This window comes from Massilia orientalis, from assembly GCF_030411975.2.
Classification (GTDB): domain Bacteria; phylum Pseudomonadota; class Gammaproteobacteria; order Burkholderiales; family Burkholderiaceae_D; genus Telluria; species Telluria orientalis.
In genome coordinates this window covers 302,375-321,083 of the sequence record NZ_JASNRB020000004.1, presented here as the reverse complement: position 1 = coordinate 321,083, position 18,709 = coordinate 302,375, and the positions used below count along the sequence as shown (strand labels likewise).

General features: G+C 69.1%; 15 protein-coding genes. 9 read left to right on the top strand and 6 right to left on the bottom strand.

Going from position 1 to position 18,709, the window contains the following annotated elements:
* Window positions 1-66: 66 nt before the first annotated feature.
* The 3 genes from QPK29_RS07785 to QPK29_RS07775 are packed head-to-tail and all read right to left on the bottom strand — an operon-like array spanning window position 67 to window position 3,262.
* Window positions 67-243, bottom strand: coding sequence for a hypothetical protein (locus QPK29_RS07785; RefSeq protein WP_400189745.1), 177 nt, complete (start codon window positions 241-243; stop codon window positions 67-69).
* A 46-nt stretch (window positions 244-289) separates the two neighbouring features.
* Complete coding sequence (locus tag QPK29_RS07780) at window positions 290-2,566, bottom strand: M28 family peptidase (RefSeq protein ID WP_371771624.1); 2,277 nt, start codon at window positions 2,564-2,566, stop codon at window positions 290-292.
* A gap of 27 nt (window positions 2,567-2,593) precedes the next feature.
* On the bottom strand, window positions 2,594-3,262 hold the full coding sequence (locus QPK29_RS07775; RefSeq protein WP_371771623.1) for an energy transducer TonB: 669 nt from the start codon (window positions 3,260-3,262) through the stop codon (window positions 2,594-2,596).
* Window positions 3,263-3,522: 260 nt separating this feature from the next.
* Between QPK29_RS07775 and QPK29_RS07770 the strand changes: the two genes are divergently transcribed.
* The 8 genes from QPK29_RS07770 (at window position 3,523) to QPK29_RS07735 (ending at window position 12,963) form a co-directional block, all read left to right on the top strand.
* Window positions 3,523-4,173 carry a response regulator gene (locus QPK29_RS07770; RefSeq protein ID WP_229412145.1) on the top strand — a complete coding sequence of 217 codons (651 nt, stop codon included), beginning with the start codon at window positions 3,523-3,525 and terminating at the stop codon, window positions 4,171-4,173.
* A 26-nt stretch (window positions 4,174-4,199) separates the two neighbouring features.
* A complete protein-coding gene (locus QPK29_RS07765) occupies window positions 4,200-5,183 on the top strand; it encodes a hypothetical protein (protein ID WP_400189744.1) in 984 nt (327 codons plus the stop codon).
* Entirely contained in the window at window positions 5,180-6,763 is a 1,584-nt protein-coding gene (locus QPK29_RS07760; protein WP_082577329.1) for a sensor histidine kinase, read from the top strand. The genes QPK29_RS07765 and QPK29_RS07760 overlap by 4 nt, the downstream gene beginning before the upstream one ends.
* Before the next feature lie 60 nt (window positions 6,764-6,823).
* Window positions 6,824-8,512 carry a M14 family zinc carboxypeptidase gene (locus tag QPK29_RS07755; RefSeq protein WP_371771621.1) on the top strand — a complete coding sequence of 563 codons (1,689 nt, stop codon included), beginning with the start codon at window positions 6,824-6,826 and terminating at the stop codon, window positions 8,510-8,512.
* A gap of 19 nt (window positions 8,513-8,531) precedes the next feature.
* The gene (locus QPK29_RS07750) at window positions 8,532-10,202 is read left to right on the top strand and encodes a PQQ-dependent sugar dehydrogenase (protein ID WP_371771620.1); all 1,671 of its coding nucleotides are present in this window, start codon (window positions 8,532-8,534) and stop codon (window positions 10,200-10,202) included.
* A 77-nt stretch (window positions 10,203-10,279) separates the two neighbouring features.
* Window positions 10,280-10,942 (top strand): cytochrome b/b6 domain-containing protein, encoded by a 663-nt coding sequence (locus tag QPK29_RS07745; protein WP_371771619.1) that lies wholly within the window; start codon window positions 10,280-10,282, stop codon window positions 10,940-10,942.
* A 24-nt stretch (window positions 10,943-10,966) separates the two neighbouring features.
* On the top strand, window positions 10,967-11,635 hold the full coding sequence (locus QPK29_RS07740; RefSeq protein ID WP_371771618.1) for a response regulator: 669 nt from the start codon (window positions 10,967-10,969) through the stop codon (window positions 11,633-11,635).
* Window positions 11,632-12,963, top strand: coding sequence for an ATP-binding protein (locus QPK29_RS07735; RefSeq protein ID WP_371771617.1), 1,332 nt, complete (start codon window positions 11,632-11,634; stop codon window positions 12,961-12,963). The genes QPK29_RS07740 and QPK29_RS07735 overlap by 4 nt, the downstream gene beginning before the upstream one ends.
* On the opposite strand, the gene QPK29_RS07730 is transcribed toward QPK29_RS07735, so the two are convergent.
* The 3 genes from QPK29_RS07730 to QPK29_RS07720 all read right to left on the bottom strand — a co-directional run bounded on the left by QPK29_RS07730 (window position 12,964) and on the right by QPK29_RS07720 (window position 16,533).
* Window positions 12,964-14,772 (bottom strand): DUF885 domain-containing protein, encoded by a 1,809-nt coding sequence (locus QPK29_RS07730; RefSeq protein ID WP_371771616.1) that lies wholly within the window; start codon window positions 14,770-14,772, stop codon window positions 12,964-12,966.
* A 78-nt stretch (window positions 14,773-14,850) separates the two neighbouring features.
* Entirely contained in the window at window positions 14,851-15,984 is a 1,134-nt protein-coding gene (locus QPK29_RS07725; RefSeq protein WP_056128625.1) for a branched-chain amino acid ABC transporter substrate-binding protein, read from the bottom strand.
* A gap of 63 nt (window positions 15,985-16,047) precedes the next feature.
* Window positions 16,048-16,533: an Lrp/AsnC family transcriptional regulator gene (locus QPK29_RS07720; RefSeq protein WP_056128727.1), complete on the bottom strand. Its 486-nt coding sequence runs from the start codon at window positions 16,531-16,533 to the stop codon at window positions 16,048-16,050.
* 152 nt (window positions 16,534-16,685) lie between these two features.
* On the opposite strand from QPK29_RS07720, the gene QPK29_RS07715 reads away from it, so the two are divergent.
* A complete protein-coding gene (locus QPK29_RS07715) occupies window positions 16,686-18,608 on the top strand; it encodes an aminotransferase class V-fold PLP-dependent enzyme (RefSeq protein ID WP_371771615.1) in 1,923 nt (640 codons plus the stop codon).
* Window positions 18,609-18,709 lie beyond the last annotated feature (101 nt).

Sequence of the window (18,709 nt, the reverse complement as noted above, 5' to 3'; positions counted from 1 at the left end):
AGCGCCGCGGTCCCTGCCCGCTAATTCAACGACCATTCACCGGGGAAGGGGAGACGGCGCGGTCCCTCAGTCCGACAATAACAGCGATACGCATGCCCCAAGGCGTGCGAGGGGAACCCTGCGCCAGCGGCCCGCCGTCTCCCTGACTTTCCCGAACTGGTCGTCCTTCTCCCACGCGGGCATGGCCGGCGCATCGGCCACCCTGCGGCCCAGGTCCAGCGTGAACTGCGCCTGCTGCGCCATGCCCGCGGAGCCGTTGTCGGGATCCGCATCGTAGAGCAGGCACCGCTCAGGGGAACCGCAGCACGTCGGCCGCCACCGTGGTCCCCGACAGCGGCAGCAGCGGCGGCAGGCCGGGGGGACGGGGCGGCAGGTCGCGGGCGGGCAGGCCGGGGATGCGTTCCTGGATGTACACGAGGAACGGCGGATCGCCCTGGAAATCGAACGCGAAGCGCAGTGTCTCGTCTCCCATGCCGTGCAAGGCGAGATGCCAGCTGAAGCACGATTTCTCCGTCAGCACGCGGCCGTTGACGCTCGTGCGCCACGGGCACGCGCCCTGCACGCGCACGACGATGTCGGGCGCGCGGTTCTTCGAGCGCAGCGTGAATTCCACGTGGCGCCGCCGGGGGCTGCGTTCGTCCTTGTCGATGACGAGGCCGGGCCAGGCGATGCTGTCGTCCTTCGGCGCCGCCGCGTACCACACGGGATCCGCGTCGGGCCCGAACAGGTAGGGCAGCGGATACGGATGCAGTGTGTTGGGGAAGACCTGGCGCGTCCACGCATCGAGCGGCCCGGCCGGATGCAGCCAGAACGCCTGCCAGCTCGGGGTGTCCTTGTAGTACACGAGCCGGTTCGGCGCCGGCAGATCGGGCACCTGCGGCACGGCCGCATACGCCATGCCGAACGAGACGCCGGCGCCGGCCAGCAGCGGCCGCACGAGCCAGCGCCGCGCGAGCGCATCGAGGGCCATGCCGCACAGCCCCGCCAGCAGGCACACGAGGCTCGAGGGCAGCACGAGCCAGGCCGGCGTGAAGAACGCGAAGCTCGCGCACACCGCCGGCAGCAGCAGGACGAGGGCCGGCAGCGCGCCGGCGGCCGCGATGGCCGCGCGCCGGGCCGGCGTCCACGCGCGTGCGCCCATGAGTACGAGCCATGCGGCTTGCCCGGCCAGCAGCGGCCACGCCAGCACGTAGCTGGCGCCGGGTGCGCGTACGCAGGTCGCGACGAGTGCGACGTCGGCGGCGAGCAGTACGCCCAGGGCCGTCGCCGCGACGCCGAGCCGCTGCTGCAGGCGCCGCTGCAGCGCGATGAAGACGGCGGCCGGCACCAGCATGAAGGCCGCCAGCTGCCAGCGCACGCCGCCGTCGTCGGCGAGGACGGCGGCCGGATAGCGGGCCTGCAGCACCGGCAGCGCCTCGCGGCACAGGTACGCGGCGAAGGTGGCGCAGATCGTGATGAACAGGACGCTGAACATGGCGTCGACGATGTCGGTGGCGGAGATGCGGTTGCGCAGGGCCGCGCGGCAGGCCCAGGCGCCCAGCGCGCAGCAGAGCAGCGCCAGCGGCCAGGTCAGGCGGGCATCGTAGTGGACCATGCCGGCGAGCGGCAGCGCGAAATACACCTGGCCGTGCGGGGGAGAGACCAGCGCCAGGTTGGCGTTGCCGAGGCGGCGCAGCAGCGCGAGCATCGTCTCGCCCTCGTGCTGCAGGCTCGCGCTGGACAGGCGCTGCGGCACGTCGTGCATGCCTTCCCGGCCCAGCGGCCCCTGCGTCGTGGCGAAGTGCAGCACGGGAAAGGCGCCCGTCGCCAGCGGCGCGGCGCCCGCGCTTTGCGGCAGGCGGTCGTACAACTCGGCCATGAAGGACGAGCCTTGCGGTTGCGGCGCCGCGCGCGCCCAGGCGTCCAGCGCAAAGCCGTCCGCGTGCGCCGCGTCGATCAATTCGAGCGGGCCGCGGTTGCCGGCATTGTCGAAGCGCAGGGCGACGCGCACCTGCTTCGCCCACGGGTGCGATTGCATGAAGGCGCGCGCACCCATCGCCTGCACCGTGTCGGCGTCCGTGAAGACGAACAGCAGATCGTTGTCGAGCGGCGGCCCGGCCTGGAGGACGCGCATGGCTTCCAGCAGCGCGGCGGCGGCCGCGCCGCCGTCGGCCGCGCCGGGCGTCGGCGCGGCGGAATCGTAGTGGGCCATGGCCAGCACGGCGCCATGGCGCGCACCGCCCCGCTTGCGCACGACGATGTTGCGCGCGGTCGCCATCGTGCTCTGCCCATGCGACATCCAGTCCCACGACGTCGCGGACACGGTGTCGACCTGGACCTCGGGTTCGAGGCCGAGCGCGCGGATGCGCGCCAGCAGGTACGCGCGCGCGCGGGCGTTCGTGACGCTGCCGGCCGGACGCGGCGCCTGCGCGAGCACTTGCACGTGCGCCTGTGCACGCGCCGCGCTGAATCCGGGGACGAACGGGCCGGTCGGCACCGGCGCCGCGCGCGGCTGCAGCATGAGCCAGGCGAGGAGGAAGGCCAGGCCGCAGGCCGCCCACACGGCCGGTCGAGGTACGTGACGCATCGTGCGTTTCCCTTTGTTCGCCAGCAACTAGTCGAGCTTCCAGACGAAGGCCAGCTTCGCCCAGCCGGCTTGCGCGACGCCGTTGTTCGTGGCGGGCTTGAATGTGCACTGCGTCAGGGCATTGATGGCGGCGCGATCGAGGTCGCGCGACCCGCTCGACTGTTCGATGCGCGAGGAACTCACGCGGCCGTCGGCGCCCACGAGCAGCGCCAGGGTCGTGGTCCCGGTGTCGCCCCGGCGCGCGGCCGCGGCCGGATAGTCGGGCAGGGCGCAGCCATTGGCGTCCGCGAACACCGCCGTGCGCAGCTGGCCCGGGTTGGCGCTGGGCGTGGCCGGCGCGTCCGGCACGGGGTCGGACGGCATGGCCGGGAACGGCGACGGCTCGGCTACCGTGGTCGCCTGGATGGGGTTCGGCACCGGCGGCGGAGCGACCTCCACCTCGACCTTCGGCACCACGACGTCCGGCGGCGCCAGTTGCTGCGTGGGCTTCGGCGGCTCGGGCGGTGGCGGCGGCGTCGGGCGTTCCGGCTCGATCATGACGAGCACCTGCTCCGGCAGGCTGGACAGGGAAATCTTCTTCGTGTTGATGCTGTGGATGAACACGGCGCCGAGTGCCACGTGCAGGGCGGCGACGAGGACGAATTTCGCGGCTTTCGCATCGGGGCGGTTGGCGCCCGGGAGACTCGTGAATTGCATGGCCATCCTCCTTTTTGTTGTACCGGCATTGCCGGAGGTAAAACGGAGTGAAGCGTAAAATCCATCGAACGGAATCAATATATGCTATCTCATAGCAATAGGTAAAGCGATTTAATGGCAATGTGGGCTTCCACTTTATTGCCGTGGCCGTCTTGACAAGTCCGAATATGGATGCATGCCGCCTCGCGCCCGGTGCTGTTGTGTGGAATAATCGTCTCTGTGCTTTCGCCTGAAAGCAGAAGTAGCCTGGAGAATCGAACGTGCAGAAAGAGCAAAAGCCGATCCGCGTGATGCTGGCGGACGACCACCCGATCGTGATGACCGGGTTCGCGATGTCGTTGTCGGCGCAGGGAATGGAAGTGGTGGGCCAGGCCAAGAGCCCGAGCGAGGCGGCCGCGATGTATGCGGAATTCAAGCCGGACGTGGCGGTGCTCGACATCCGCTTCGGTACCGAGCTGACGGGGATGGACGCGGCGCAGAACATCCTCCGGACCGACCCGAAGGCCAAGATCGTGTTCCTCAGCCAGTTCGACCAGGACAGCCTGATCAAGGAAACCTACCGCCTGGGCGCGCACGCCTTCGTGACCAAGGATTGCGACCCGGCCGACCTGGCCGACGCCGTGCGCCACGCGCACGCGGGCAAGCTGTATTTCCTGCCGCAGATCGCGGAGCGCCTGGCCAGCTTGGCCGTGCGCGGCGACGTCTCGCCGCAGTCGCAGCTGGACGAGCGCAGCCTCGAGATCTTCAAATTGATGGCCGAGGGCCTGACCAATATGGAGATCGCCGAGCGCCTCAACCTGTCGACCAAGACCATCAGCAACATCAGCCAGTCCGTGAAGGAGAAGCTCGGCGTGCACCGGCAGGCGTACATCACCAAGCTCGCCGTCAAGCATGGCTTGATCGAGCCCTGACCCGTTTCGTTGCCGTGTTGTCGTCCGTGCTCCGGTTTGCAAACTTGGGTTCCCGCCTGCGCGGGAACGGCGGTGCCTGCGTCCGCACGTCGTCCCTGCGCAGGCAGGGACCCAATGTGGTGCTGTCGCTGGCCGCCCTGATGTCGACGACGTCCGCGCACGCCTTCGCCACCCGCGACATCAAGCCGGAACCCGTGCAGGGCTACCGCTTCCAGGTCGTCACGACGGACGACAGCGCCATCACGCGCCGCATCGTGGACGACATCACGCGTCGGCTCGTGCCCGTGTTCGCCGTGTTCCGCACCGAACTGGCCCAGCACCGGCGCATGCTGTACGTGACCGTCGGTCCGGCCGCGCTGCGCGAGGTGGCGCAGCGCCGCTGCGACTGCGTCGTCGTCTCCACGTTCACGTCGAGCCAGGTCGTGCGCTCCATCCTCGGCACGCTGCCGCCCGCGCGCGCCGCCATGTTCACGGCCGTGTACGCGGAACCGGCGCCGGTCGACCAGCTGCGCCTCGTGGCCCTGCTGTACCGGCGTCCCGTGCGCGTGGCCGCCATCCTCGGTCCGGACACGGCCTTCCTCAAGCCGCTGCTGGAGGGCGAACACGTGAACGTGCTGGAGGGCGATTCGGACGAGGGCATCAACCGCCTGCTGGGCCAGATCGCGCAGACCGACGTGCTGCTGGCGCTGCCCGACAGCGCCGTCTACAACACGGAAAACTTCCGTAACATCCTGCTCTCGGCCTACCGCAAGAAGCAGGGCGTGATCGGCTTTTCGGCCGACATGGTCAAGGCCGGCGCGCTGGCGACGACGTATTCCGAGGTCGAGGACATCAACGCCCAGGTGGCCGAGATCGTGGCCAGCTACGTGGCCGGCGGCGAACTGCCGCCACCCCAGTTCCCGCGCTATTTCCACACCATCGTCAACGAGGGCGTCGCGCGCTCGCTCGACGTCGAGGTGCCGGACAACGTACGCAACTTTGCCCGGCCCGCGCCGGCACGCCAGCCATGAAACGCCCCGCCGCCCTCCGTGACGCCTCGCTGCGCGCCGCCAAGCTGCGCTCCGCCACCTTGCGACCCGCGAAGCTGCGCCCCGGCGCGCTGCAGTTCTGGCGCGGCTGGAGCATCGGCCTGCGCATGGCCTTCATCACCATGCTGCCCGTGACCCTGCTGTTCACGTCCTTCGTCTGGTATTCGTGGTACGCGCACCGCGCCCAGGTCGACGAGGAACTGGCGGAACGCGGCCGCATCCTCGCGCGCGCGCTCGCGGAGACCAGCGAATACAACGTCATCTCGGGCAACCTGTCCGACCTGCGCCTGACCATCAACGGCCTCGTGCAGTCGGACAGCAGCGTGTACCGCATCGACGTAGTCGACATGAACGGCCAGAATACGGTGTTCGCCCTGTCCGAGCACCCGATCGAGGCGGAGGGCCGCTCGTTCGAGGCGCCGATCCGCAAGCAGGTCGTCTGGATCAACCTGTTCTCGGACAACGGCACGCCGCACGTGTCGGCCTCCAGCGACACCCGCCCGCCGACCTTGACGACGGAAGTCGTGGGCCTCGTGCGCGTCACGATGTCGCCCACGAACATGCTGGCCAAGCAGCTGCACCGCTTCCGCGTCGAGCTGGCGATGGCCGCGCTGGCGCTGGCCGCGAGCGGCGCGCTCGCGTACATCCTCGCGCGCAGCCTCACGGTCCCGCTGCGCGAGGCGATTTCCGTGCTGCGGCGCATCCGCGGCGGCAACTACCGCGTGCAGCTGCCCGTCACGACGGGCGGCGAGGTGGGCGAACTGCAGGCGTCGATCGGCGAGATGTCGGTGGCGCTGGACCAGTCCAAGCAGGACCTGGAAAACAAGGTGGCCGAGCGCACGCGCGACCTGCTCGCGTCGCGCAACGAGGCGCTGCGCGCCGACGCCGACAAGCGCAAGCTGATCCAGAAGGTCAACAGCATCATCGAGGAAGAACGCAAGAGCATCGCCGTCGAGATCCACGACGAGTTGAACGCGTCCCTGATCGCCGTGCGCCTGGAATCGCAGACGATCCAGCAGCTCGCGGCCAAGGTCACGCCGGGCGACGAGATCGACCAGATCCGCGCCAAGGCGCAGGCCATCACCAAGCTGGCGCTGGACCTGTACGCGAACGGCCGCCGGCTCGTGCGCCGCCTGCGTCCGGAAGTGCTGGACATGCTGGGCCTGCACGGCGCCGTCGAGGAGATGGTCAGCCACTACCGCAGCAGCTCCGGCGTGCACTTCGAATTCGAATCCCAGGGCGATTTCTCGAAGATCGGCAACGAACTCGCCATCTCCGCCTACCGCATCGTGCAGGAAGCGCTGTCGAACATCATGAAGCACTCGCAGGCCGGCTTCGCGCGCGTGAGTCTCGCCCTGTCCGACGAGGACGGCGCGCTGCACATCGAAGTGCAGGACGACGGCGAAGGCTTCGATCCGGCCGTCGCGTCGGAAGGCATCGGCATCATCGGCATGCGCGAGCGCGTGTTCGCCCTCGGCGGCAGCATCCACGTGCAGTCGCGCCCCGGCGAAGGCACCCTCGTCGCCATCACCCTCCCGCTCAGCGACGTGGCGACTGCCTGAAAGCAGTCTTCTGGGGTAGAGTAGCGACCTCGATCTACCATTCGCTAGCAAACCACCACCATGCTCAACGCATTGCAGACGCCTTTCGAGAAGGGCAACCAGAATCAGACCACGACCTGGTCCGATTGCATCGCCTGGTACGACAACCTCGCGCACCAATACCCCCAGGTGCTGCGTTTTTCCGTGGTCGGGACCTCCGACGCGGGCGTGCCGATCCACGCCGGCGTGATCTCGGCCGACGGCGTGTTCGACCGCGCGCAGATCAAGGCCGCGGGCCGCCCCGTCTTCTTCAACAACAACGGCATCCATCCGGGCGAACCGGAAGGCGTCGATGCGTGCATGGCGCTCGTGCGCGACCTGTGCCAGCAGCCGGACCGCCTCGCGGCGCTGGGCAGGACCGTGTTCCTGTTCGTCCCGCTGTACAACGTGGACGGCGCGTTCAACCGCGCCGATACGTCGCGCGTGAACCAGGACGGCCCGGAGTCGTTCGGCTTTCGCGGCAACAGCCGCCACCTCGACCTGAACCGCGACTTCGTTAAGTGCGACACCCTGACGGCACAGACGTTCAATAAACTGTTCACGGAATGGGATCCGGACGTGATGGTCGATACGCACACGTCCAACGGCGCCGACTACAGCTACACGATGACCTTGATCCCGACCCAGGCCGACAAGCTGGGCGGCGACCTCGGCGTCTTCCTGCGCGACGAGATGCTGCCCGCGCTGTACGCGGAAATGGACAGGCGCGGCTGGCCCACGTGCCCGTACGTGAACCCTCTCAAGGACAGCCCGGATGACGGGATCGCCGACTTCCTCGAGACGGCGCGCTTCTCGACGGGCTATGCGGCGCTGCACGACACGATCGGCTTCATGCCCGAGACGCACATGCTGAAACCGTTCGCCGACCGCTACCACTCGATGCGCGCGCTCGTCGAGACGGCGCTGGACTTCACCGTCGCCCACGGTACCAGGATCGTGCAGATGCGCCGCGCCACCCGCGCGTCCGGCCGCACGCGCCGCGAATGGCCCGTGCACTGGGCGATGGACGAGGCGAATCCGTCCACGTTCCGCTTCAAGGGTTATGCGGCGAAGTACAAGGCCAGCGTGCTGGGCGACTACCAACGCCTGTACTACGACCGCAACGAGCCGTTCGAGCGCGACATCGCGCACTACAACCGCTTCCCGGCCGACGTCGTCGTGTCGGCACCGACGGCGTACGTCGTGCCGCAGCAATGGCGCGAAGCGATCGAGCGCCTGCGCTGGAACGGCGTCAGGCTGGAGCGCGTGGACGCCGAGCGCACGCAGGAAGTCTCCGTGTACCGCATCGCGGCCCTGACGACGCGGCCGCACGCGTACGAAGGCCATATGTTCCACGACGACGTGCAGCTGGAGCGCGTGCGCGAGACGGTCGTCATCCGCGCCGGCGACTACCTCGTCCCGCTCGACCAGGACCAGGCCCGCTACGCCGTCGAGACGCTGGAGCCGCAGGCCCACGACAGCTTCTTCCGCTGGGGCTTCTTCAACAGCGTGCTGGAAAAGAAGGAAGCCTATTCGGACTACGTGTTCGAGGACGAGGCCGAGCGCCTGCTGGCCGCCGAGCCGGAACTGGCCGCGAAGTTCGGCGCGTGGAAGGCCGCCAATCCGGACCTGCTGAAGGACCAGGGCGCGGTGCTCGACTTCATCTTCGCCAACTGCGCGCGCTGGCGCGAGCCCGAGTGGCGCCGTTATCCGGTCTTCATGATCGACTGATTTACCTGGGGGAGAAAAAATGAACTACAAGATCGCCGCCACGCTGGCGCTGCTGGGTGCCGCATCGGGTGTGTCGGCCGCACCATCCGCGGGCCAGACCTATTTCGAACAGAACTGCGCCAGCTGCCACACGGCCGATGCCGCCATGGGTTCGCGCGCGGGACCGCCGCTGTTCAACGTCGTGGGCCGCAAGGCCGGTTCGGCACCGGGCTACAACTACACGGATGCGCTGTCGAAGGCCGGCGCGGCCGGCAAGACGTGGACGCGCGCGGAGCTCGACGTCTTCCTGCGCGACCCGACCAGGGATGTGCCGGGGACCGCGATGCCGATCGGGATCGCGGATGCGAAGGCGCGCGGCGCGGTGATCGATTACCTGGCGGCGCAAAGCGGCAAATCGGCCGCTCCGAAAACCGCCGCCGCGGCGGGCGCGCGCGCCGGCGCCTGGACCGACGACAAGCCGGGCGACGTGCACCACATCACGGTCGACCAGCTCGTCGCACCGTTTGCCAGCGAGAGCGCGGGCAATGGGCCCAAGCTCGCGAAGCGTCCGGACGGCGCGCTGCCGGCCGTGCCGCAAGGCTTCAAGGTCGGCGTGCTGGCCGACACGGGCAAGGCGCGCTACGCGCTGCGCGCGCCGAACGGCGACATCATCCTGGCCGATTCGGGCAAGGGCGAAGTCCGCATCCTGCGCCTGTCGGCCGATGGCGCCAAGGCGGGCACGGACAGCGTGTTCGCAACGGACCTGTCGCGCCCGTACGGCCTCGCGCTGTGGCCGGCCGCGAATCCGACATACCTGTACGTGGCCAACGCGAATTCCGTCGTGCGCTTCCCGTATGCGGCAGGCGACCTGAAGGCGAAGGGCAAGCCCGAAACCATCGTCGAGAAGATCGTCGACGGCCTGGGCAACCACATCACGCGCTCGCTCGCGTTCTCGCAGGACGGTAAAACCCTGTTCGTGTCGGTCGGCTCGGCCACCAACGTCGGCGAAGGCATCGGCGCCACGCCGCCGCAGCCGCTCGCGCAATGGGAAGCCGCGCACGGCCTGGGCGGCGCGTGGAACCAGGAGACCGACCGCGCCACCGTGCTCGCGTTCGACCCGGACGGCAAGAACCGCCGCAACTACGCGAACGGCCTGCGCAACTGCGTCGGCATGTTCGTGCATCCGGATACGGGCGACCTGTATTGCAGCGTCAACGAGCGCGACGAACTGGGCGACAACCTGCCGCCGGACTACGTCACGCGCGTGAAGCGCGGCGGCTTCTACGGCTGGCCGTGGTACTACCTGGGCACGCACGAAGACCCGCGCCTGAAGGGCGTCCGTCCGGACCTGAAGGACAAGATCACCGTGCCCGACACGCTGATCCAGGCGCACTCCGCGCCGCTGGGCATGACCGTGTACCACGCCCCGGCGGGCGCGAAGCACGCGTTCCCGAAAGAGTACGACGGCGACATCTTCCTGGCGCTGCACGGCTCGTGGAACCGCGGCATCCGCACCGGCTACAAGGTCGTGCGCGTGATGATGAAGAACGGCGCGCCGACGGGCCAGTACCAGGACTTCATGACCGGCATGGTGCTGTCCGACCGCGACGTGTGGGGCCGTCCGGCGGCCGTGACGGTGGCGGCGGATGGCGCGCTGCTCGTCGTGGACGACGGCGGCGGCGTCGTGTGGCGGATCGTGCCCTCCAAATGAGGCGATAAGAAAACCTTAAGCAGGCTTGCCGATGATGAGGGTCGGGAGATGTCCGGCCCATCGATCAGGAGGCAAGCATGAAAAACGTTCTTGTGTGGGACCTGCCGGTCCGCATATTCCACTGGCTGCTGGCGGCCAGCTTCGCCGGCGCCTGGCTGACGGCCGGCCACGAGCGCTGGATGCTGGTGCACGTGACCCTCGGCTGCACCGTGCTGGCGCTGGCCGTCCTGCGCGTCGCGTGGGGCCTCGTCGGCACGCGCCACGCCCGCTTCGGCGATTTCGTGCGCGGGCCGCGCGCCGCCATGCGCTATCTCGGCGGCCTCGTACGCGGCCAGCCGCAGCACTACCTCGGCCACAATCCCGCCGGCGGCCTTGCGATCGTGGCCCTGCTGGCGCTGGCCGTGACGGCCGCCGCCGCCGGCCTGGCGACGTACACGCTGGGCGACGCGTACGAAGATCTGCACGAAGTGCTGGCGAACCTGATGCTGGGCCTCGTCGGGCTGCACGTGGCGGCGGTCGTCGTGTCGGGCTGGCTGCACCGCGAGAATCTCGTCGCGGCCATGTTCAGCGGCCGCAAGCGCGGTGCGCCCGCCGACGGCATCGCCACGCCCCGGCGCGGTGTCGGCATCGTGCTGCTGGCAGCCGTGCTCGGGTTCTGGGGCTGGCAGCTGAGCCATCCGGCCGCTGGCCTGGGCGCCGTCGCGGTGGCCGAGGCCCATGGCGAAGACGGTGACGACTGACCCGCCGCGTGGGAGAATGAGCGCATGCACATCCTTCTCGCGGAAGACGATCCCCTGCTCGGCGACGGCCTGCGCGCCGGGCTGCGCCAGCTCGGCTTCCAGGTCGACTGGGTGCAGAGCGGCGATGCGGCCGAGCGCGAACTGCGCGCGCAGGACTACGCGGCGGCCGTGCTCGACCTGGGCCTGCCGCGCCGGGATGGCATGGACGTGCTGGCGGCCGTGCGCGCCGCCGGGCTGGCCACGCCCGTGCTCGTGCTGACCGCGCGCGACGCCGTGCCGGACCGCATCCGCGGCCTCGACGCTGGCGCCGACGACTACGTGGTCAAGCCCGTCGACCTCCACGAACTGGCCGCGCGCCTGCGCGCCCTCGTGCGGCGCGCGCATGGACAGCCGCGCGACCGCCTGCGCGCGGGCGACGTCGAACTCGATCCCGCCGCCCGCACCGTGCGCAAGGACGGTACGACGGTGACGCTGTCGACGCGCGAATTCGACCTGCTGCATGCGCTGATGCTGAATACCAACCGCGTGCTGACGCGCGAACAGCTGGAACAGCACCTGTACAGCTGGGGCCAGGAAGTGGAGAGCAACGCCGTCGAGGTGCACGTCCACAACCTGCGGCGCAAGCTGGGGAGCACGTTGATCCAGACGATCCGCGGCGTCGGCTACGTGCTGCGCGATTCCGCTGCGCCATGAGTCGCGGCGCCTCGCTGCAGGTCCGCCTGCTCGGGCTGATGTTCGGCGTGCTCGCGGCGCTGTGGGCCGCGACGCTCGCGCTGACCCTGTCCGACACGCGCCACGAACTGGACGAACTGCTCGACGCGCACCTCGCGCAGTCGGCATCGCTGCTGCTCGTGCAGGACGCGGATGCCGACGAGGACGTCGCGGCGCCCGACGCGCCGATCCTCCATCGCTACGCGCCGCGCGTGGCCTTCCAGGTGTGGCGCGATGGCCGCCTCGTCCTGCGTTCCGCCAACGCGCCCGCGCTGCCGTTCGGTCCCGCCGCGCGGCGCGGCGGCTTCGCGTTCGTCGATGCGCCGGGCGCGCGCTGGCGCGTGTTCGCCGCCTACGATCCCGCGCGCCGACGCCAGGTGTACGTCGGCGAGCGGCTCGATGCGCGCGGCGAGATCCTGGCCGCGGTGCTGCGCGGCGTGTCGTGGCCGCTCGCGCTCGCGCTGCCCGTGCTGGGGCTCGCGACGTGGTGGACCGTGCGGCGCGGCCTCGCGCCGTTGCGCCGGATGGGACGCACGCTGGCGGCGCGCCGTCCGGACGCGCTGGATCCCGTCGCGCTCGATGGCATGAGCGCGGAAATGCTGCCGCTCGCCGCGTCGCTCAACGGTCTGCTCGGACGCATCGCCGACCTGCTGGCGAACGAGCGGCGCTTCACGGCGGACGCGGCGCACGAGTTGCGCACGCCGGTCGCGGCCATCCGCATGCAGGCGCAGGTGGCGCAGGCCGCGACGGACGATGCGACCCGCGCGCACGCGCTGGACGGGCTGCTCGCCGGCTGCGACCGCGCGGCGCGCCTGATCGACCAGCTGCTGACGCTGGCCCGCGTCGAGTCCGCGCAGGCGCCCGAGATGGCCGGCGTTGAACTGGGGGGCGTCACGCGCGGCGTGATGGCCGAGCTGGCGCCGGCCGCGCTGGCGAAGGCGCAGCGGCTCGAGCTGGATGCGCAGGGGACGTACGTCGTGCGCGGGAATGCGCTGCTGCTGGCGGTCCTGGTCCGCAACCTGGTCGACAACGCGGTGCGTTATGCGCCGCCGGGGGCCGCCATCGGCGTGTGTCTGCATCGGGAAGGGGATGAGGTCGTGCTCGACGTCGAGGATGGCGGCGCGGGCCTGGCCGACGCCGACCTGGCGCGGCTCGGCGAACGGTTTTATCGCGTGGCCGGCAACGGCGCGGCCGGCAGCGGACTCGGATGGTCGATCGTGCGCCGCATCGCGGCCGTGCATGGCGCACGGGTCGCGGTGCGGCGCTCGCAACGGCTGGGCGGATTGGCCGTCGCCGTCACGTTCGGATGATTACTTGCTCTCGGCGATCCAGCGATCGACCTTCTTTTCCAGCAGCGCCAGCGGCAGCGTGCCTTCGCCCAGCACGATCTCGTGGAACTTCGGCAGGCTGAATTTCGGGCCGAGTTCCTTTTCCGCGCGGGCGCGCAGTTCCTGGATCTTCAGCGCGCCGATCTTGTAGCCCAGCGCCTGCGCCGGCCACGCCATGTAGCGTTCCGTCGCATTGCGCGCGTCCGCTTCCGTGTAGCCCAGCGTCTCGCGCATGTACTGGATCGACTGCTCGCGCGTCCAGCCCTTCGCGTGCATGCCCGTGTCGACGACGAGGCGCACGGCGCGCAGCATTTCGTCGTTCAGGTGGCCGAAGTAATCCTCGGGCTTGTCGAACAGGCCCATCTCCTTGCCCAGCGTCTCGGCGTACAGCGCCCAGCCTTCCGTGAACGCGTTGTTGCCGCCGAACTTGCGGAAGTTCGGCAGGCCCAGTTCCTGCATCAGCGCGATGTGGAAGTGGTGACCCGGCTGGCCCTCGTGCAGGAATAGCGTGACCATGCCCGTGCTGCCGTACTGCTTCGGGTCGTTCACGACGGACCAGAACACGCCCGGACGCGAGCCGTCCACGGCCGGCGGCGTGTAGTGGTCGGACGCGGTCGCGCGCGACAGTTCCGGTTCCAGGCGCAGGTCGAGCGGCGTCTTCGGCCGCAGCGAGAACAGCGCCGGCAGCTTCGCCTGCAGCACCGTGTTCAGGTGGCGGTAGACGTCGATGATCTCGCCCTCGGTCTTGAACGGCTTGTACTTCGCCTGCTCCGACACCCACACCGGCAGGCCGGCCGGCGGGCCGTCGTAGCCCATCTTCGGACCGATGCGCGCGAACTCGCCCTGGATGCGCGCGACTTCCCGCAAGCCGATCTGGTGGATGTGTTCCGGCTGCAGGTCGGTCGTCGTCTGGCTCGCGACGCGCGCGAGATACCAGTCCATCCCCTGCGGCAGCGCGCTCCAGCCCGTGCTCGTGCGGCAGGCCGGCAGGTAGTCGTGCTCGATGAAGTCGGCCAGGCGCTTCAATGAGGGATTCAGCTTGCCGGCTATGGTGCTGCGATACGCGGCCGTCAGCTTCTTCCTGTCGGCATCCGAAAACGCGGCCGGGAAGTTCTTCACGGGCGAGTAATAGATGCTGTCCTCGGCCTTGGCGGCGACCAGCTGCTTGAACTGGGGCAGGGCGGATTCCATGATCGCCTTCGGCTGCACGATCCCGCGCTTTATCCCTTCGCGCATGTTGGCGATGGCCTGGTCGATCCACGGACCGAGCTGGTTCAGGCGGCTCAGGTAGGCCTGGTAATCCTTCACGGTGACCAGCGACTGCGCCTGCTGGCCGCTGCTGTAGTTCGCGAGCGTGATCGGCAGCGCGTCCATCTGGTCCAGCGGCAGCAGGTACTCGGGGAACGGCTCGAAGCGCAGCGCGGTCTTGAGTTCGTAGTCGAGGATGTCGTAGCTCGTCTGGTCGCGCTGGGACAAGCCGTCGCGCGGGATCGCGTGCAGGCGTTTCAGGTAGCCCTTGTACAACGCGTACTGGTGGGCGATGTTCTTCGGTGCGATCGTCATGCCGATCTGGTCGGGGAAGCGGTTGTCGCCGCTTTCGCCGGCGGCGACGGGATCGAAGCGCGCTTCGGCGTCCCAGTAGTCGTCGGCCAGTTTGTTCAGCTGTTTCGATGCGGCGCTGGCGTTCGTGGCGCCGGCCGTGGGCTTGGCCGCGGTGTCGGCGGCGAGGGCCGGCGCGCAGGCGATGAGGCAGGCGGCGGCGAGGGTGCCCAGGGTAAGGGTCTGTTTCATGATGTTTGAACGATGTAAAGGAAGCGGCGCCAAGGATACTCCCGGCACCGCCCGAGGCCCAGTCTTTACGGGCGATCTTTAATAATTGGCCAGCGGCGCCAGTTGCCCGCCCTTGAACGTGTAGACCGTGACGGCCGTCTTCTTCAGGTTGCCGCTCGCATCGTAGCCGTACGTGCCGGCCACGCCCTGGTAGCTCATCGTGTGCAGCTGCTTGCCGACGGCCGCGGCGTCCGTCGTGTTCGCGGCCTGCATGGCGCGGGCGATGAACATGGTCTGGTCGTAGAACGCGGGCGCGTACACGTCCGGGTCGCGCTGGTAGCGCTGTTTGTATCGCGCCTTGAACGCGGGGCCGTTGGCCTGCTTGTCGAGCGTCGCGCCGGCCTGCGCGCACATCACGTTCTCGCCGACGGCATCGCCGCCCAGCTTGGCCATCTCGGGGCTGCACAGCGTGTCGCCGCCCAGCAGGCGCACGTTCGCCATGCCCAGCTGCTTCATCTGGCGCGCCATCGGGGCGCCCTGCGGCGCATAGCCGCCGAAGAAGATGGCGTCCACTTTCTTCGCGCGGAACGCGGTCAGGATGGCGGAGAAATCGCTCGCCTTGTCGTTGGTGAATTCGCGGCCGACGACGGTCACGCCCGAGGCGCGCGCCTGCTTCGCGAATTCGTCGGCGATGCCCTGGCCGAACGCGGTGCGGTCGTCGATCACGCCCACCGTCTTGATCTTGAGTTCCCTGGCGGCGTACGACGCCATCGATGCGCCCACCTGGGCATCGCTGGCGACGATGCGGAACACGTTCGGGTAGCGCGCCTGCGTGATCTTGGGGCTCGTGCCCACGGTCGACATCAGGATGCCGGCATCGTTGTAGACGCGCGAGGCGGGGATCGCCACGCCCGAGTTGTACGGGCCGAGCACGAACTTGACGCCGGCGTCGGCGAACTTCTGCGCCACGCTCACGCCGGCTTTCGGGTCGCCCTGGTCGTCTTCCGACAGCAGTTCGAATTTCAGCGTCTTGCCGCCCACCTTGAGCTTTTGCGCGTTGAGTTCCTCGACCGCGAGGCGCACGCCGTTCTCGTCGTCCTTGCCGGCGAAGGCGTTGGAACCCGACAGCGGGCCGCTCACGCCGATGCGCACGACCTGGTCCTGGGCGAGCGCGGTGGTCCCGGTCGCGAGCAGGATCGCCGCCAGCGCCAGGGTCTTGATGGTTGATGCCATTCCGTTGTCTCCGTTGTTATTCAACGGCCGCCATCATCGCATGATCGGCGCGATGAGCAAACTTCAGGCGGGCAGCCCGTGCGTGATCAGTTCCAGCGGCAGCGCGGTGGTGCACTTGATCTGCTCCATCGAGAACGCGGAGGAGACGCCGGACAGCTGCGCGGTGCGGATCAGCTTTTTGTAGAAACGGTCGTAGCCGTCGATGTCGGTCGTGACGACCTTGAGCAGGTAGTCGACGTCGCCGCTCATGCGGTGGAATTCCAGGACTTCCGGCAGCGCGATGACGGCGGAGGCGAAGCGCTCCAGCCATTTTTCGTCGTGCTCGTTGGTGCGCACGCTGACGAATACCGTCACGGGCAGGCCGACCTTGTGCCGGTTGACGATGCTGACCCGGCTCTCGATGTATCCCTCTTCCTCCAGGCGTTTGACGCGTTTCCAGCAGGGGGTGCTGGAGAGCCCGACCTTTTCGCTCAGGCCGGAAATCGACAGCGTGGCGTCGGCCTGCAGGGCGGCCAGGATCGCGCAGTCGTATTTGTCGAGTGAATTCATCTTGTCCATCGCACGGTCTCTAGAATGTTCGTTCTTCAGCGCAGGAAAAATCAAAGATTCTTTAGTACGTCATTTTCGGCACCTAACCGTAACATATTACTCAACAATCGCGCTGCTGGCGCATTTATTTTTGGACTTTTAGCAATTATTTTATGGCCTCCGACCTCTACCTCGACGCAAACGCCACTTCGCCGGTCCTGCCTTCCGCAATCGCCGCCGCGGTCGAGGCGATGGAGGCCTCGTTCGGCAATCCGAGCAGCAGCCACGCCACCGGCCTGCGCGCCAAACGCATCCTCGACACGACCCGTGCGCGCGCCCGCCGCGTGCTCGGTGCCGGGCCGGGACGCGTGCTGTTCACGAGCGGAGCCACGGAAGGAATCCAGACCGCCGTGCTGTCGGCGCTCGTCGCCGTGCGCGAGCGCCGCGCGGCCGGGGAAGACTGCGGCGACCTGCTGGTCTACGGCGCCACCGAACACAAGGCCGTGTCGGAAAGCCTCGCGCACTGGAACCGCCTGCTCGGCACGGGGCTCACCTTGCAGCCGCTGCCCGTCGACGCCGCAGGACGCCACCGCCTGGACGTGCTGCGCGACCTGGCGCCGCGCGCGGCCATGGTCTGCACGATGGCGGCCAACAACGAGACGGGCGCCATCTCGGACCTGGACGGCATCGCGCGCGTGCTGCGCGCGAGCGGATCGAAAGCCTGCTGGATGGTCGACTGCGTGCAGGCGCTGGGCAAGCTGCCGCTCGACCTGGCGAACACGCGCATCGACTACGCGCCGTTCTCCGGTCACAAGCTGCACGCGCCGAAAGGCATCGGCATCCTGTACGTGCGCGACGGCGCGCCCTACACGCCGCTGATGATCGGCGGCGGCCAGGAAGGCGGCCAGCGCTCCGGCACGGAAAACATGGCCGGCATCGCCGCGCTCGGCGCCGTGCTGGCCGCACTGGAAGAGGGCACGACGTTCCGCACACACGCCGAGCTGGCGGCCATGCGCGACCGGCTCGCGGCCGCGTTGCGCGACGCGTTTCCCGGCATCGTCTTCAACGCGCCGTTCGAACACACCCTGCCGACCACGCTGAATGTCGCCGTGCCCGGCGTCTCCAGCAAGGACCTGCTCGACCTGTTCGACGCGGCCGGCGTGCGCGTCAGCGCGGGCTCGGCCTGTTCCGCCGCCAAGGCCGCGCCCAGCTACGTCCTCGATGCGATGGGACTGCCCCTGTGGCGCAGCGGCGGCGCCGTGCGCCTGTCGATCGGGCCGCTCGCGGACGATGCCTTCGTCGACGCCGCCTGCGCGCGCATCCGCCGCTGCGGCGAGGCGTTGCGCACGTCGCCGCTGAGCGGTGGGCATCCCGGCGTGATGCAGGTCAGCGGCGACGGGCGGCATGGCTGGATCGTGTTCGATGGTGAAACCTGCGTCGCGCTCGATCCGCCGCCCGGACAGGTCGAACGCATCGCCGCGCTGGCGCGCGACGCGGGCCTGCGCCTGGCCGACTTCGACGCGGCGGAGTGCGCCACCGTCGCGCTGGACGACGGCAGCCATGCGCCCTGCATGCCCATCGGCGGCGCCGTGCTGGCCCGCCTGCCGGACGGCTGGCTGCTGGGCGAGGCGCAAGAAGGCCGCTTGCCGCGCACGGCCGTGCGCCAGGTCTTCGGCGCCATCGATGCGACCCGCCTGGCGCAGATCGCGCATGACGGCGCCGTGATCTGCCACGGCACCGATGTCGACGGCCTGGCCTGCGCGACGGTGAATGCGTTGCGCGATGCCGGCGCGCCGGGCCAGCTGCATCCCGACGCGCTGGACGTGTTCCTGCGCCGCCACGCGGACGCGCTGCTCGTCGACGTGCGCGAAACCGGCGAAGCGGCGGCCGGCGCAATCACCTTGCACGGCCGCGCGGCGCACCACGTGCCGCTGTCGCGCCTTGCCGAGCACCTGCCGGCATGGCTGTCCGATCCGGCCCGGCCGATCGTGTTCGTCTGCCGCAGTGGGAACCGTAGCGCGAAGGCCGCCCTGTGCCTGCGCCGCGCGGGGCATGTGCAGGCGTGGACCCTCGTGGGCGGGCTCGCGCTGGCGTAAAACATACCGATCGTCAATGAGCGTTCGCTAACGCACAGTTCCCCGGCACCTGATTGCTTAGCATGGCGGCAGCCGTGCGCCCTCGTCTCACGCTTCATCCG